This is a genomic window from Tamlana sp. 2_MG-2023, assembly GCF_030548465.1.
Lineage (GTDB): Bacteria > Bacteroidota > Bacteroidia > Flavobacteriales > Flavobacteriaceae > Pseudotamlana.
Genome location: NZ_JAUOSF010000006.1, coordinates 165713 through 181429, shown reverse-complemented (window position 1 = coordinate 181429; position 15717 = coordinate 165713). Strand labels below are relative to the sequence as shown.

The window sequence follows — 15717 nt, the reverse complement described above, 5'->3', positions numbered from 1 at the left end:
TGCATAAAATTTTAAGTCATGAACAGACACCAAGGGAGTAAAGGAAAAGGAAAGCCATCGGGACGCGGAAGTGGAAACACACGTTCTACAAGTTATGCAAGAGGAAATGCACCTATTAAAAAATCAAATACAGAGCCTAAAAATCCAGCACCTAAAAAAGCAGGAAACCCTGATGAAATTAGGTTGAATAAATATGTTGCCAATGCGGGGATGTGCTCACGTCGTGAAGCCGATGTGCATATTGCAACCGGTTTAGTTGCTGTAAACGGTAAAATAATTACCGAAATGGGCTATAAGGTAAAGCCTGGCGATGAGGTGCGTTACGATGGAGCGCGTATCAATCCAGAGAAAAAAGCTTACGTATTGCTTAATAAACCTAAAGGTTTTGCGACAACAACTAGTGAGGGTAAAGGAAGAACTGTTATGGATTTAGTAGCTAATGCTACAAGTTCTAGAATAAAACCAATAGGTCGTTTAGGAAGAAATTCCAAAGGATTGTTGTTGTTTACTAATGATGATGCTATTACAGCTAAATTCACGAATTCTAAGCATGGCGTACCACGTTTATTTCAAGTGGAATTAGATAAAAACTTAAAGCTTGAAGATTTAAAAAAGATTCAAGAAGGATTTAAGTCTGAAGGTAAGTTGATTGAAGTTGAAGAGATTAGTTATATTGATGGGGCTTCTAAAAAAGAAATCGGATTAAAAATCAAGAATACAGGTAATACGATTATCCGTACTATTTTTGATTACTTTAAATATGAAATTATCAGCTTAGACTGTGTAGCGATTGGACATCTTACTAAAAAAGATATTCCTCGTGGTAGTTGGAAACACCTGACCGAGCAAGAGCTTAATACGCTTAAAATGCTTTAATAAAGCATAGATGTTATAATTTAAGAGATGCTGAAATGAATTCGGCGTGACAAAACAAGAAATGTGAGTCATGTGGAAATTGTTTCAGCATTTTTTTGTGCCGTTGAGGGGACTACAGGTGTGTCCGAGCCCAATTTATCTTCATTGCTTAGCATAATAATCTCTCGCATAGTTGCAGGAGACGCAAAGAGTTGCAACGCATGACACAATTTGTGAAAATCGGTGAAATCTGTGTCTAAAATTATTGGTTGCTAGTTGTTAGGCTTAATCTTACGTTGATTTTCATAAACAGTATAAGTATCAATTCGTGTCTAAAAAACTCAGTGAACCTCTGTGAAACCATAGCGTAACTCCGTGTTACAACCCCGCAAGAGTAAGCAACTAAAAACCAAAACCCGCGTTAGGGATAGCAGTGGAAATCCTTTTTTTATTTTCAAAAAAGATTGAAACGGATAGCCCGACCACCTGTCCTGAGCGGAGTCGAAGGATGTGGTAACGCCCAAATGACGATGAAAAGAATTGAATTATAAAATTTTCAAAAAAAAACTAAAAAAAAGTTTGTAATTCATTTTTTTGTTTTTCATTTGCACTCTATTTAGCTGAACAAATTGAACTGTGTTTCTATGTTCGGGCTTTTGAAAATTAGGAAGTCATATTCAAAAGCAGCTTACAGATTAAGCGACCGAATTTTAAAGCTAACTTCCGTGTCTCCCATATATGCTATTCAGCATAAATACGGCTTTGTGCCTACTACCGAGAAGGAAATTCAAATTTGATATTATTTATTTTTCGTTATATTAACGTACAGTTAATCTGTGCATTACATCTTTAACTTTTTAAAATAAATTACATTGAATACTAAATATATTGATTTAATAAATCAAACTTATGATTTTCCGCAGGAAGAATTTAAGGTTGATAAAGGACAGTTGCATTTCCATGATATCGATTTAATGGCTCTTACAAAAGAGTACGGTGCACCGTTAAAATTCACATACTTACCGCAAATTTCTAACAACATTGGTAGAGCAAAAAAATGGTTTGCCGATGCGATTGAAAAACATGATTACAAGGGGAGATACAACTATTGTTATTGTACAAAAAGTTCGCATTTTAAGCATGTTTTAGATACGGCTTTAAAGAATGATATTCATATTGAAACCTCGTCGGCTTTTGATATTGATATCGTGGAAAGCCTAAAAGCTGAAGGCAAAATTACAGATGAAACTTTTGTAATTAGCAACGGTTTTAAACGTGCCCAGTATGTGACGAACATTGCACGATTAATTAATAACGGGCATAAAAATGCGATTCCGATTATTGATAATTACGAGGAAATTGATTTGCTTTCTCAGGAAATTGAAGGCAAATTTAATGTGGGGATTCGAATAGCTTCGGAAGAGGAGCCTAAATTTGAATTTTACACCTCTAGACTAGGGATTGGATATAAAAACATTGTGCCGTTTTATAAAAATCAGATTGCTAACAATAAAAAGGTCGAACTAAAAATGCTTCACTTTTTTATTAATACGGGCATTCGCGATACGGCCTATTACTGGAACGAGCTTCTTAAATGTTTGAAGGTTTATACCAGTCTGAAGAAAATTTGTCCGTCGCTAGATAGTTTAAATATTGGTGGTGGTTTCCCTATTAAAAACTCGTTGGTTTTTGATTTTGATTATGAATATATGGTTGATGAAATCATTAATCAAATCAAATTAACTTGTGAAGAAGAAGAGGTTGATGTGCCAAATATTTTTACCGAATTTGGAAGTTTTACAGTGGGTGAAAGTGGTGGTGCGATTTACGAGGTTCTGTACCAAAAACAACAGAATGATCGTGAAAAGTGGAATATGATTAACTCATCATTCATTACAACTTTACCAGATACTTGGGCAATAAATAAGCGTTTTATTATGTTAGCATTAAACCGTTGGCAAGATAGTTATGAGCGTGTTTTATTGGGTGGTTTAACTTGCGATAGCGATGATTATTACAATAGCGAGCAGCACATGAACGCGATTTACATGCCTAAATATAACAAGGAAAAACCTTTATATATTGGCTTTTTTAACACAGGTGCTTACCAAGAAAGTATAGGTGGTTTTGGCGGATTACAACACTGTTTAATTCCGTCGCCGAAGCATGTGTTAATCGATAGAGATGCCGATGGAAACATCACAACAAAATTATTTAGTGAACAACAAAAAAGTGAAGACTTACTTAAAATTTTAGGTTATGAGCAATAGAACCTACGCGGGGATTCCAGAAGAATTCGGGAAATTAGAAAACGCAAAAATAGTTTTAATTCCTGTGCCTTACGATGGTACAAGCACTTGGCAGAAGGGATCTGATAAAGGTCCGGAAGCCTTTTTAGATGCTTCAGAAAATATGGAGCTTTACGATATTGAAACGGAAACAGAAGTATACCAACAAGGGGTATATTTAGCTAAAGCGGTTACTGAAAATGAATCGCCTGAAGCTATGGTTGAGGCCGTACATAAAGCGACTAAAAAATATATAAAGAAAAATAAATTTGTAACCATTTTTGGTGGCGAGCATTCTATTTCTATAGGAACCATTCGTGCTTTTAATGAAATGTACCCAAGTTTAACGGTGTTGCACATTGATGCGCATGCCGATTTACGTAAGGAATACGATGGTACAACTTGTAATCACGCTTGTGCCGTTTATGAAGCGAGCCAAACCACGAATTTAATTCAAGTGGGCATTCGTTCTATGGATGTTATGGAAAAAACCGTGATGGATCCTGAGAAAACCTACTTTGCACACGAGATGGCTATGGATGATTCTTGGATGGATTCAGCCATTGATCAAATGACAGATAACGTATTTATCACATTCGATTTAGATGCTTTCGATCCGTCAATCATGCCAAGTACAGGAACTCCAGAGCCTGGAGGATTGTTATGGTATGAAGCTTTAGATTTCTTAAAACAAGTGTTTGCAGAGAAAAACGTGGTGGGCTTTGATATTGTGGAGTTATGTCCGAATAAAAAAGAAAAATCATCAGATTTCTTAGCTGCTAAGTTGTATTACAAGATGTTAAGCTATAAATTTATAGGCGAAGGTGTTGATGATGATTACGATAATGCCTTCGACAATTCAAAACAAAAAAATAACGTTTCAAAATTTACCGATAACGATGAGTACTAAAGGACCAATTTCACAATTCATAGAAAAACATTATTTACATTTTAATGCTGCTGCTTTGGTTGATGCCGCAAAGGGTTACGAAGCGCAATTAGAATCTGGTGCTAAGATGTTAGTATCTCTAGCTGGTGCGATGAGTACGGCTGAGTTAGGTAAAAGTTTTGCCGAAATGATTCGCCAAGATAAAGTGCAAATTATTTCTTGTACCGGTGCGAATTTAGAAGAGGATATCATGAATTTGGTAGCGCATTCACATTACAAACGTGTGCCTAACTACCGTGATTTAACACCTCAAGAAGAATGGGATTTGTTAGAAAAGGGCTTAAACCGTGTTACAGATACGTGTATTCCAGAGCATGAAGCTTTCCGTCGTTTACAAGGTCACATTGTTGAAATCTGGAAAGAAGCTGAAGCTAAAGGTGAGCGCTATTTACCACATGAATACATGTACAAAATGTTATTGTCTGGCGTTTTAGAGCAATATTATGAAATCGATTTAAAAGATTCTTGGATGTACGCTGCCGCGGAAAAAAACTTACCTATTGTATGTCCAGGATGGGAAGACAGTACGATGGGGAATATTTTTGCAAGCTACGTTTTAAAAGGCGAATTGAAAGCAAGTACCATGAAATCGGGTATCGAATACATGACCTTTTTAGCGGATTGGTATACAGATAATTCTAAAAACGGTATTGGTTTCTTCCAAATAGGAGGTGGTATTGCTGGCGATTTCCCAATTTGTGTGGTGCCTATGCTTTACCAAGATATGGAACGTACTGATACACCATTTTGGAGCTATTTCTGCCAAATAAGTGATTCTACAACAAGTTATGGTTCGTATTCAGGTGCTGTGCCTAACGAGAAAATCACTTGGGGTAAATTAGATATCGATACACCAAAATATATTATTGAAAGTGATGCTACAATTGTGGCACCTTTAATTTTCGCCTATTTATTAGGTCAGTAAAAAATGGATATCAATAAAATTGAAAATATAGAGCTTAAGTACCTTACGGTTGATGATTTCGCCGAGCTAAAAGCAGCAACTTTAGAGTCGTATGCGGGGGTGCTTAATTCGTATTGGAAGAAACATCATATTAAAGATTTAACCACCATGTTCCCAGAGGGACAGGTGGTTATTAAAGTAGATGGTGATATTGCAGGTTGCGCCTTATCGCTTATTGTAGATTATGATACTATTGATGATGAACATACTTATGAGGATATTATAGGTGGTGAATCGTTTAAAAATCATAATGCCAATGGTGATGTTTTATATGGTATCGATGTGTTTATCAAGCCAGAATATAGAGGTTTACGTTTGGGCAGACGTCTTTACGATTACAGAAAGGAAGTTTGTGAAAACCTAAATTTAAAAAGTATTGTCTTTGGCGGAAGAATGCCTAATTACCATAAGCATAAAACGTTAACACCTAAAGAATACATTGAAAAAGTAAAACGTAAAGAAATTCATGATCCTGTTTTAAATTTTCAGATTTCAAACGATTTTCATCCCGTTCGTGTTCTAAAAAATTACTTAGAAGGGGATACAGCCTCTAACGAGTATGCGGTTTTAATGGAATGGGATAATATTTACTATACAAAACCCAATATAAAGGCGAGTACCGTAAAAACTATTGTTAGACTTGGCCTGATTCAATGGCAAATGCGTCCCTATAAAGGATTAGACGATTTGATGCAGCAGGTAGAATATTTTATAGATAGTGTAGCGGCTTACCGTTCCGATTTTGCTGTGTTTCCAGAGTTTTTCAATGCCCCGTTAATGGCAGAGTTCAATCACATGCATGAACCTGATGCCATTCGGGAGTTAGCGAAATTTACAGAAACGATTGTTGAAAAGCTTAAACAGTTATCTATTTCTTATAATATCAATATCATTTCTGGATCTATGCCAGAAGTTGTGGATGATAAATTATACAACGTAGGCTATTTATGCCGAAGAGATGGTAGTTTTGAGCGTTATGAAAAAATACACGTCACTCCAGATGAAGCTAAAGTTTGGGGTATGCAACGTGGAAATAAACTGCAAACCTTTGAAACTGATTGTGGTAAAATTGGAATCTTAATTTGTTATGATTCAGAGTTTCCAGAATTAGCACGTTTATTGGCAGATGAAGGCATGGATATTTTGTTCATTCCGTTTTTAACCGATACACAAAATGGTTATTCTCGTGTGCGTTTATGTGCCCAAGCACGTGCTGTGGAAAATGAGTGTTATGTGGCCATTTCAGGAAGTGTTGGTAATTTACCAAATGTGAATAATATGGACATTCAGTACGCGCAATCAGCCGTGTTTACGCCTTGCGATTTTTCATTTCCTAGTAACGGTATTAAGGCAGAAGCCACCACAAATACCGAAATGATTTTGGTTGCCGATGTCGATTTAAGCTTACTAAGAGAGCTGCATTCATTCGGTGCCGTTAAAAATTTAAAGGATCGAAGAAAAGATTTTTACGATGTTATTCGAATTAAAAATCAGAAATAGTATATTTAAACTTGAAACTAAATAACATTTTACCCTTACAAAATGAAAAATAGAAATGATAATTTAAAACGTGTCATTGTTGATTTTAAAAAGTTAACACCTGAGATCTTAGCTTTATTGGTTGAGCGCTACCCTGATGGTTATGATGAAGATCAGATCATTTCTTTTAGAAATCAGCATAACGAAATTATCGAAGCTGTAGAAGTAACAACTCATGATACCAAATACTTGGTGAAAGTAAGTACAAAACTTGCGATTACTATGGAAAATTATGATGAGGATGATTATGAAGATTTCGATAATAACGATCCTGAAGCGGTTCAAGAACCTGAGGTTACAGACGAAGACGACGATTAATAAATATCCAATAAACAACAATTAATACTATAGTGTTATGAGAACAGCCGCTTTTAAGTCCTACAAAAACGGTTATTACAATTTTTGGTTTGAAAATGGCGAAGAACTTGCTTTTGAAGATGTTCACCCGCGTGTTTTGAAACAATTCGACTTAAAAAATGATGAAAGCCTTATTGATAAGGACTTTAAAATCACTTTCGTGGAAGACGAAGATGGCGATGACATCTTCTATCGCATAGAAAGTTTAAAACCACTTTAAAAGTCGTTAAATAACATAAAATGTACGCTGTAGTTGCTTACCAAGTAGCTAGTGCTATCAATATAAAAACTAGTAAACAGGAGTTGCCGTGGCAGCTCTTGTTTCAAGATAGCGATGAACTTTACTATAAAAGTTCCGATCAAAAGTTTATCTATATATTTCAATATGGGATGGTTGGTTTTTTTAATCTAACCGCAGCTGAAATAGAAGATGCCTTAAGCAAAATTAAACCTGTTTGCGATAATTATTTTTCTGAAAAACTTTCCGAATCCTTAGAGATTTTTATCAAACCTGGCGCTTTAAATGTACAGTTTGATCATGTTGTTTTACCCGAATTAGATCAAGAAATGATTCGTTTGGTGATGCTGAATACTTCGCAATCTGTGGCCTTAAGCCGTTATTCTGAAATCACTGAAGAGCTGATTATTGAAACCAATAATCATACTTCGTTTTTAGAAAAAAAAGGTAGATTAAACATCTCTGGAAATAAGTTGAAACGTTTTATTGGTAAAATTTTGAACATTAAAAATAAGATTTCAGAGAATCTATACATTTTTGATGCGCCTGAAATCACTTGGGAAAATGAACAACTTAATAAACTAGATTTAGATTTAAAACGCGCGTTCGATTTAAAAGATCGTTACCGTATAATTCATGATCGTATCGAAATTATTAAAGAAAACCTAGAGCTTTTCAAGGACATCATGGATCACAAAGAAAGTAGCCGACTAGAATGGATTATCATCATTTTGATTGTTATTGAAGTCATTGATATGTTCATCATCAAATGGTCTTCGTAAGTTAAAAGAATAACACCCGATGTTCTATAAGGCTTCCGTTTTGGGAGCCTTTTTTATAAACACCTCCCAAATAAACACCGCGTAAACAACAGCATACTCCAGAGCAATCACCCATAAGTTTTCAGATTTATCGGCTTGATTGCTATTTAGGTAAGCGAGATAGCTTAGAATGATAACAAAGCTCCAAACCAATGGAAACTTGTATTTAGTGAATACCGATAAAATTAAAAGCGTGGCAACGTACCAAGGGTGTACGGTCGTGGCGGTAAAATAGTAAAATGATAAAGCGAATAACATGGCTGTAATAAGCTGAACAGTGTTTTTGTTTTTTCTGAAAAAAGTAAGTCCAAGAACGATAAAAACGACTAAAATAGCAATGCCTTTGCCTATAAAAGCGATTTCATTATAACCTCGAAAAGTATAGCCAATTTCTCTAGCGATATAATACAAGCTACCGTTAAATTCAAAATTCTGAAACCATAAGGCCACGGTGGTGGCATAATTATTTATAAATTCTGAAGAATAAAAAGGTGCAAAAAGTAAAAGGGTGCAAAAACCTATAATAACATAAAAAGTGATGAGCTTAAATAGCCCTTTTTTGAATGTATTTAGTTCTTGGTTGATATTGTCCTCATTTATGATTTTAGAGTTAGGACAAGGCTCTGAAGGCGTAACAGGTATATGTTGCGCTCTTTCAGAAGTAGAACGTTTTATAAACCACTGATAAAAAAGCGGTAGAAAAATTAAAGGAATCAATTTCACCGATATGGATAAGGAAAACACCACCGCTGCCCATTGCCATTTTCCTATGTGCAGTAAATAAAGACTCCATATTAAAAAGAAAATCATCACCCCTTCAAAATGTAGATTCCCTGTTAGTTCTATGATGATAAACGGGTTTAGAACATACCAGAATATAAGATAGGATGGAAGTTGGAGTTTTTCAAGCAGTTTTTTTCCGAAGTAAAGGGTGCCAAAATCAGCTGCAATAATAAGTAATCGCATCGTAACGATGGCGCCAAGAATACTTTTACTTGAAATAAGCGCGGCGATAGCAAAACAAAGCTGATTAATAGGTGGGTAATTTGAAAAATGACTGGCGTTTAAATTGCCCATGCCTTTTTGAAGTTCTAAGGCCTGAGCAACGGGAGCATGACCTTCCGTGATAAGCGCATTCACCGTATTTAAATAGGGGTTAATACCTTCTAAAATGAGGCGCCCATCCCAAATAAAACGGTGAAAATCTTGTGACAGGTTGGGAATGGCACATATAAAAATGGCTCGAAAGGCAAAGGCTAAATAGGTGAGTGCTTTTGTGTTTCCTTTTAAAAGTTGAACCAGCTTATAAAATAAAAAGAAAAGTGCCGTATAGAGACTTATCAGCTTAATATAATCGGTTCGAACTAAGTTATATGCAAATGCCCAATAAAAAAGCAAACAAGAAAGCCCTAAAAGAATAGGTGTTTTGTTCAGTTTTAAAAAGGAAGCGTTTAGATGCATAAAAACCGAAGTTATGAAAAAACCAGAATAATTTTATGCCATTCAAAGTTAAGAATGAAACTACAAACTTGAAACTTTAAACTAAAAACTAGCAATCAACTACACCTTCGATCGTAAAGATTTAAAGAATACATAGCCAAAACCTACGAAAAGCATCAAGTGAAAAGGAAACAATCCAAAATCACCACCTTGATTTCCTACAGTGAAAGCACTGTACATACCAAAAGCAAAATACAACATCAATAACCCTTCAAAAATCACATTGATAGAAAGGTTTTTTGCCATGTATTTATTGCTTTTCCAGTTGTCTTTATATTTACTAATGTTAAATTTCGGCGTACGAATAAATTCAGATTTTTTTCCGGCATGACCTTCAATTACAGCAATTGAGTTGTGTAGAGAAAAGCCCATAGCAATGGAGAAAAACACGAAAAACATACCGATATATCTAATGAAGTTTTTAAAGCCACTGCCGTAGGTGTTTTTGTACATGAACCAGTAGCAAATGAAAAATATTATGGTACTCATAACAAAGAAACTCATCACATAAAAGTAAGGTCTTAAATGCGCATATTCATTCTTGATATATAACATTGGAATACTTAAAATACCAACAATAAGCACGTTTAAAAACATGGTGCTGTTTAGTAAATGTAGTAACCCGTGAACTTTTGTTTTAGATGATTGATCTGAACTTAATACGCGGCCAAGCATTTTTCTAAAGTTCTCTGCACCACCTTTATTCCATCTGAATTGTTGCGAACGCGCTGCACTAATTACAATTGGAAGTTCAGCAGGTGTTTCAACATCTTCCAAATATTTGAATTTCCAGTTTTTCAATTGGGCGCGGTAACTTAAATCTAAATCTTCTGTAAGGGTATCACCTTCCCAGTTCCCCGCATCGATAATACAGGTTTTACGCCATAATCCAGCGGTACCATTAAAGTTGATAAAATGTCCTTTGCTGTTTCTGCCAACTTGTTCTAAAGTAAAATGAGCATCTAGAGCGAAGGCTTGAATTTTTGTAAGGATGGAATAGTTTCTGTTAATATGTCCCCAACGTGTTTGAACGACACCTATAGCTTCATCCTTAAAATAAGGAACGGTACGTTTCAACCAATCTTTTTTAGGAAGGAAATCAGAATCGAAAATGGCAATAATCTCACCTTTTGCAATTTCTAAACCTTCTTTTAGTGCACCGGCTTTAAATCCTTTTCTGTCGGTTCTTGTAATGTGCGTGATATCTATTCCTGTAGCGTGAAGTCTTTCAATTTGTTTTCTTGTGCTTTCAACAGTTTCATCGGTAGAATCATCTAAAACCTGAATTTCAAGTTTGTGTTTCGGGTATTCCAGTTCAACAATATTATCCAGTAGACGTTCCATCACATACATTTCGTTGTAAACAGGAAGCTGAATAGTGATAAAAGGCACTTCGTCAGGGTTTGATAAATCAAGCTGTGGCGAATGGTCCTCTTTCTTTTTTGACGATAGATAGTTAAAAAGTAAGTTCAGCTGAGCCAAAGCATACATGAATATCAGCATTAATGAAATGCTGTAAATAACTATTATTGTGGTTTCTAGAATCATTTTTTTATACTGTATTTAAAAATCCAACCAAGAATTTTTGCGCCTGCAAATATAGCACCTTTTATTGTACCTGACACTTTTGAGACGCCAATTCTATTTCTATAATTTACAGGGACTTCCGTGTATGAAAATTCTCTCTTTAAAGCCTTTAATTGCATCTCTACAGTCCACCCATAAGTCTTGTCCTCCATGTTAAGTTCGAGAAGTTTAACGTATTTAATTGCCCTAAACGGACCGAGATCGGTAAATGTAGATTTGAAAAACAAGGCCATTAGTGATGTGGCGAGCCAATTACCAAAAATTTGAGGTGTTGTCATAGAACCTGATTCGCGGAGTTTTTCCACACGTGCACCAATAACAAAATCGATGTCATCATCAATGATTGGAGCGACGATTTTGGTTAACTCTTCGGGGAAATCACTGTAATCGCCATCAAGAAAAACAACGATATCAGGTTTTGTAGGTTGGTTGGCAATGTGCTGCATGCCTTTTAGGCAAGCATATCCGTAGCCTTTATTGGTTTCAGATAACACGGTGGCGCCGGCTTTTTTTGCATTGATTTCAGTATTATCTGTTGAGTTGTTACTCACCACAATAATCTCATCAACCAATTCAGGAATTGCTTTAACAACAAGGCCGATAGAATCAGCTTCGTTATAGGCAGGAATAATGACTTTTATTAGAGTCATTGCAGGGTTGGGTTAGTATTTGGGTTAAGGTTGCCGCAAATGTAACATATTTTTGGTGTTTCACAGAAATAGCTAACATTTTAACAGTGGCTTATCTCAGTTTTACTATTATTTTGTGTGCCTGTGTTTTTTTTAGCGTTGTTTTATTTCTATTTCTGGTTTACTAAATCCATTAAATCTACATCATTACCTAAAAGCACATCATTAGAGTTGATGCGTCCTTTCATAGTGTCGTTTTCCAATTTTAAAACGCCTCTTGGGCAAACAGCAGAACAAACGCCGCAACCAACACAGCTTGATCGTACAATATTTTCACCTTTTTGAGCATAGGCGCGCACATCGATACCCATTTCGCAGTAGGTAGAACAATTTCCACATGAAATACATTGTCCGCCATTGGTAGTAATTCTGAATTTCGAAAATAAACGTTGCTGAAAACCTAAAATAGCAGCCATTGGGCATCCAAATCGGCACCATACGCGATTCCCTAAAATCGGATAGAAACCAGTACCAACCACACCTGAAAATATTGAGCCAATATATAAACCATAAGCGGAACGTAGGCTGCTCGATTTTATAAAAAATAATTTGTCGCTGTTGCCTGTAAAATACATGATAAACAAGGCTGCGATGATGATAAAAAAGCCAATAGCACCATATTTGGCGTCCTTAGCCAAGGCATGACGTTTAAAAATAAAAGTTAGGGCGAAGACTAAGGTTAATAAAACACCAACACCAATTAAAAAAGTGGAGCGAGTGAGCCAATATTTAGAGGAATCATCACCAAGATAGGAGTAGACAACAGCTGTCGTCATGATAACTGAAAATACTAAAACCGTATGAATGAGCCAGCGTTCGAGTTTCCATGCAGATAATTTTTTGCTACTTAATTGGCGAAAGGAATCACCAGCAGTTTCGGCCAAACCACCACAACCACAAACCCAAGAGCAATACCAACGTTTTCCGTACTTGTAGGTTAAAATGGGTGAAACCACAAATATGGAAAGTACACCAAAAATTAAAAGACCTAGACCTAAATACCCTGAAGAAAGAAAGCCGTTTATAGACCAGCCATCAAATAAATAATAGTTTAAAGGCCACATGCTTTTTATGTCGTAGTATGGTAAATTATAATCAGGACTTTCATTTAATCGCGCCATAAATTCGGGAATAAGGAAAGCGAATGCTAATTGAAAAAACATGACCGAAACCGTTCGTAACTGTTGGTAGCGGTTGTGGCGGTATTTTAAAATGTATTTATAGCCGAAAATTAAAATGGCCAGCGTATAAAGTGTACCGTAAACGAACCATTGACTTGCAGGTCTTCCGCTTAAAAGGAAACTTAGCGGATCGAAAAGAGTTATGAGTCCGCTATTCGCTTCGCCATTACTACCTTGCCCTAAGTATTGCGGAAAAAAGTAAAGCACAATGTAAAATCCAGTTAAAACAATTCCGATAATCCAGGCCAAAACACCTCTAGAGGTGAGGGATTTAAACCAAATTCCGTCATTTTTTATACCCTCTAATTTGTCGAGGTATAAACTGTTTGACAAAAGAATGGTGCCTGCAGTTATGAGTCCTAAGGCTAAAATTAAGAATAGAGTTTTATTAGGGAAGTTGGTGTTGAACACGGCTAGTGCTAAAATGAAAAGCCCTGAGACACCAAGGAAAACCGCTGCTTTTTGCTTTCCTGAAAGCGCATTCGTGTCAGGTGTTGTTAAAGACATGCTATGGTTTTGTTTATCGCTCATATGTGGTTTTAATTATGCTGGTTGAAATTGGTTTTTATACGATTCAAGAATATCCTTTTCGTATGTTTTATAGAATTCAGGGTCAAAATTGGCTTCAGCTAAATGCTGAACAACATAATCAATGTCTCGCTTTTCAGTGAGCCAGCCGTCAAAAGTTTCGTGTTTCATCCGAATTCCAAAAGTGTTAATACCTAAAAACTGATTCGTATTTTCATGAAAAGCGATGGTAATGCATTTGGTGTCATCGTCATGTTTCCAATGAAAATGATTTTCATAACCTGGTCTTCCTTTTAAACCGTGTACCCAACCATAAGTTTGATATTCGATGTCTAAGAATTTTGCCGAGTTAAACCAATGGCCGGGGTTGTAGGCCATGCGATTGCCACAAATGGTTTGCGCCAAGACTTCACCCATCATGCGGCCTGTGTACCAAACGGCTTCAATAGGTGGACGCTGGTCTATAGCTTCCTCTTGTTCGGCACAATCACCAATAGCAAAAACATCGGGGATATTGGTTTCTAAAAAACGATTCACTTTAACGCCTTTATTGGTTTCAATTTTTGAGTTTTTAAGGAAATCGATACTTGGAGAAACGCCAGCGGTAAGTCCGACAACCGTACAAGGAATTTCTTCACCAGTCTCTTCGATAATAACAGATTTCACCTGACCATTTTCATCGGAAACAATTTCTTTTAAATTCGTGTTTAAACGTAAATCGATATGATGATTTTTAATATGGCGGTTAATCATTTCACTTTCACCTTGTGGTAAAACGCCGTTCCAGAAACTTTTTTCTCGAACTAGAAAAGTCACCGGAATATTGCGTGAATTCAACATTTCGGCTAGCTCGATGCCTATTAAACCGCCACCAACAATCACAGCGTGTTTACAGGTTTTATTGTCTGGAGCATGTTTCTCTAAACTGTCTAAATCCTGCTTGTGATACAGCCCCATAACACCTTTTAAATCCTGTCCCGGCCAACCAAACTTGTTCGGTTTACTACCTGTAGCAATGATGAGCTTGTCGTAATTTAAAGATTCGCCACCTTCAAAATGAAGAGTTTTAGAGTCACTATCAACCGTTTTGACATAACCTTTTTTTAATTCGATTCTGTTTTTCTCCCAAAACCAGTTTTCATAAGGTTGGGTGTGCTCAAATGTCATGTGCCCCATGTAAATATACATAAGGGCTGTTCTGGAGAAAAAATAATCGGTTTCCGCAGAAACAATTGTAATTTTTTTATCGGATAATTTTCGAATATGCCTAGCCGCCGTAACGCCGGATATCCCATTTCCTATAATAACAATATGTTCTTCCATGGATTTTTTTAGATTATGTTGTATTGGGTCGTAGTTAAAGATAATAACTTAACAGCAGAATGTCATTTAGTTGAACTTTTCTTATAAATAATAATAATTACTTAACTAACCCATTTAATATTCTTATCAGAAACCTTTAGTTTTGCTGAAAATAGATTTTATGATGCGCACAATTGCAATTGGAGACATTCATGGTGGCTTAAGAGCACTAACTCAAGTCCTGAATAAAGTTGAAGTTAAAGACGAAGACAAACTTATTTTTGTTGGCGATTATGTTGACGGATGGAGTGAAGCAGCTCAAGTTGTTCAACTTTTAATTGAGCTTTCTCAAAAAGTGAATTGCGTGTGCATTAAAGGAAATCATGATGTTTGGACTGAAGAATGGTTACGTTCTGGTGAAGTGAACCAAACCTGGTACATGCACGGCGGCAAGGAAACTATGGAAAGTTATAGTGGGTTTTCTGAAGAAGATAAAAAAGCACATTTAGCCTTTTTTGAAAGTATGCCGTTGTATCATTTAGATGATGAAAACCGTTTGTTTTTGCATGCTGGGTTTACGTCAGTGAAAGGTATTGAGCATGAGCTTGATCAGCGTTATTTTTATTTAGACCGTACCTTATGGGAAATGGCTTTAACGATGAAAACTGATATTGATGAAAATGATGTCATTTACCCGAAACGTTTAAAGTTTTACAAAGAAGTTTACATAGGGCATACGCCAACCACAAATTTTGGTGTTGAAGTACCTATGAATGCCATGAATATTTGGAATATTGATACCGGTGCAGCTTTTAAAGGTCGTGTAACCGCTATGAACGTCGATACTAAGGAGTTTGTGCAAAGTGATAATTTGCCAGACTTATACCCTAACGAAACCGGCAGAAATAAAAGCTAAATC

Annotated in this window: 14 protein-coding genes; 9 read left to right on the top strand and 5 right to left on the bottom strand. The window is 36.1% G+C overall.

Going from position 1 to position 15717, the window contains the following annotated elements; all coding sequences use genetic code 11:
• Positions 1–18 precede the first annotated feature (18 nt).
• From Q4566_RS12070 to Q4566_RS12035, 8 genes are all read left to right on the top strand, one after another.
• Positions 19–876, top strand: a complete 858-nt coding sequence (locus Q4566_RS12070) for a pseudouridine synthase (protein WP_303421477.1) — start codon at positions 19–21, stop codon at positions 874–876.
• An 851-nt stretch (positions 877–1727) separates the two neighbouring features.
• Positions 1728–3125, top strand: coding sequence for an arginine decarboxylase (locus Q4566_RS12065; protein ID WP_303421475.1), 1398 nt, complete (start codon positions 1728–1730; stop codon positions 3123–3125).
• Positions 3115–4053: an agmatinase gene (gene speB / locus Q4566_RS12060; protein WP_303421473.1), complete on the top strand. Its 939-nt coding sequence runs from the start codon at positions 3115–3117 to the stop codon at positions 4051–4053. The genes Q4566_RS12065 and speB overlap by 11 nt, the downstream gene beginning before the upstream one ends.
• Positions 4043–5017, top strand: coding sequence for a deoxyhypusine synthase family protein (locus tag Q4566_RS12055; protein ID WP_303421471.1), 975 nt, complete (start codon positions 4043–4045; stop codon positions 5015–5017). Before speB ends, Q4566_RS12055 begins: the two co-directional genes overlap by 11 nt.
• A gap of 3 nt (positions 5018–5020) precedes the next feature.
• Positions 5021–6556 (top strand): bifunctional GNAT family N-acetyltransferase/carbon-nitrogen hydrolase family protein, encoded by a 1536-nt coding sequence (locus Q4566_RS12050; RefSeq protein ID WP_303421469.1) that lies wholly within the window; start codon positions 5021–5023, stop codon positions 6554–6556.
• 42 nt (positions 6557–6598) lie between these two features.
• Positions 6599–6913 (top strand): hypothetical protein, encoded by a 315-nt coding sequence (locus tag Q4566_RS12045; RefSeq protein WP_303421467.1) that lies wholly within the window; start codon positions 6599–6601, stop codon positions 6911–6913.
• A 37-nt stretch (positions 6914–6950) separates the two neighbouring features.
• Entirely contained in the window at positions 6951–7172 is a 222-nt protein-coding gene (locus tag Q4566_RS12040; protein ID WP_303421465.1) for a hypothetical protein, read from the top strand.
• Between the two features lie 20 nt (positions 7173–7192).
• Entirely contained in the window at positions 7193–7972 is a 780-nt protein-coding gene (locus Q4566_RS12035) for an RMD1 family protein (protein ID WP_303421463.1), read from the top strand.
• Positions 7973–7996: 24 nt separating this feature from the next.
• Here Q4566_RS12035 and Q4566_RS12030 read toward each other — a convergent pair whose 3' ends face one another.
• The 5 genes from Q4566_RS12030 to Q4566_RS12010 all read right to left on the bottom strand — a co-directional run bounded on the left by Q4566_RS12030 (position 7997) and on the right by Q4566_RS12010 (position 14819).
• Positions 7997–9472, bottom strand: a complete 1476-nt coding sequence (locus Q4566_RS12030; RefSeq protein WP_303421461.1) for a mannosyltransferase — start codon at positions 9470–9472, stop codon at positions 7997–7999.
• Positions 9473–9571: 99 nt separating this feature from the next.
• Positions 9572–11059: a cellulose synthase family protein gene (locus Q4566_RS12025; protein ID WP_303421459.1), complete on the bottom strand. Its 1488-nt coding sequence runs from the start codon at positions 11057–11059 to the stop codon at positions 9572–9574.
• Entirely contained in the window at positions 11056–11748 is a 693-nt protein-coding gene (locus Q4566_RS12020; protein ID WP_303421457.1) for a glycosyltransferase family 2 protein, read from the bottom strand. The genes Q4566_RS12025 and Q4566_RS12020 overlap by 4 nt, the downstream gene beginning before the upstream one ends.
• Positions 11749–11897: 149 nt before the next feature.
• Positions 11898–13499 (bottom strand): 4Fe-4S dicluster domain-containing protein, encoded by a 1602-nt coding sequence (locus Q4566_RS12015; RefSeq protein WP_303421455.1) that lies wholly within the window; start codon positions 13497–13499, stop codon positions 11898–11900.
• 12 nt (positions 13500–13511) lie between these two features.
• On the bottom strand, positions 13512–14819 hold the full coding sequence (locus Q4566_RS12010) for an NAD(P)/FAD-dependent oxidoreductase (RefSeq protein ID WP_303421453.1): 1308 nt from the start codon (positions 14817–14819) through the stop codon (positions 13512–13514).
• Between the two features lie 163 nt (positions 14820–14982).
• Between Q4566_RS12010 and Q4566_RS12005 the strand changes: the two genes are divergently transcribed.
• Entirely contained in the window at positions 14983–15714 is a 732-nt protein-coding gene (locus Q4566_RS12005) for a metallophosphoesterase family protein (RefSeq protein ID WP_303421580.1), read from the top strand.
• The last annotated feature ends 3 nt before the right edge of the window (positions 15715–15717 follow it).

What these genes read in the sequence shown, in the direction of transcription:
- Q4566_RS12070 (WP_303421477.1), top strand. Translation starts at nt 19, where the DNA reads ATGAACAGACACCAAGGGAGTAAAGGAAAAGGAAAGCCATCGGGACGC.
- speB (WP_303421473.1), top strand. Translation starts at nt 3,115, where the DNA reads ATGAGCAATAGAACCTACGCGGGGATTCCAGAAGAATTCGGGAAATTA.
- Q4566_RS12055 (WP_303421471.1), top strand. Translation starts at nt 4,043, where the DNA reads ATGAGTACTAAAGGACCAATTTCACAATTCATAGAAAAACATTATTTA.
- Q4566_RS12050 (WP_303421469.1), top strand. Translation starts at nt 5,021, where the DNA reads ATGGATATCAATAAAATTGAAAATATAGAGCTTAAGTACCTTACGGTT.
- Q4566_RS12045 (WP_303421467.1), top strand. Translation starts at nt 6,599, where the DNA reads ATGAAAAATAGAAATGATAATTTAAAACGTGTCATTGTTGATTTTAAA.
- Q4566_RS12040 (WP_303421465.1), top strand. Translation starts at nt 6,951, where the DNA reads ATGAGAACAGCCGCTTTTAAGTCCTACAAAAACGGTTATTACAATTTT.
- Q4566_RS12035 (WP_303421463.1), top strand. Translation starts at nt 7,193, where the DNA reads ATGTACGCTGTAGTTGCTTACCAAGTAGCTAGTGCTATCAATATAAAA.
- Q4566_RS12030 (WP_303421461.1), bottom strand. Translation starts at nt 9,472, where the DNA reads ATGCATCTAAACGCTTCCTTTTTAAAACTGAACAAAACACCTATTCTT.
- Q4566_RS12025 (WP_303421459.1), bottom strand. Translation starts at nt 11,059, where the DNA reads ATGATTCTAGAAACCACAATAATAGTTATTTACAGCATTTCATTAATG.
- Q4566_RS12020 (WP_303421457.1), bottom strand. Translation starts at nt 11,748, where the DNA reads ATGACTCTAATAAAAGTCATTATTCCTGCCTATAACGAAGCTGATTCT.
- Q4566_RS12015 (WP_303421455.1), bottom strand. Translation starts at nt 13,499, where the DNA reads ATGAGCGATAAACAAAACCATAGCATGTCTTTAACAACACCTGACACG.
- Q4566_RS12010 (WP_303421453.1), bottom strand. Translation starts at nt 14,819, where the DNA reads ATGGAAGAACATATTGTTATTATAGGAAATGGGATATCCGGCGTTACG.
- Q4566_RS12005 (WP_303421580.1), top strand. Translation starts at nt 14,983, where the DNA reads ATGCGCACAATTGCAATTGGAGACATTCATGGTGGCTTAAGAGCACTA.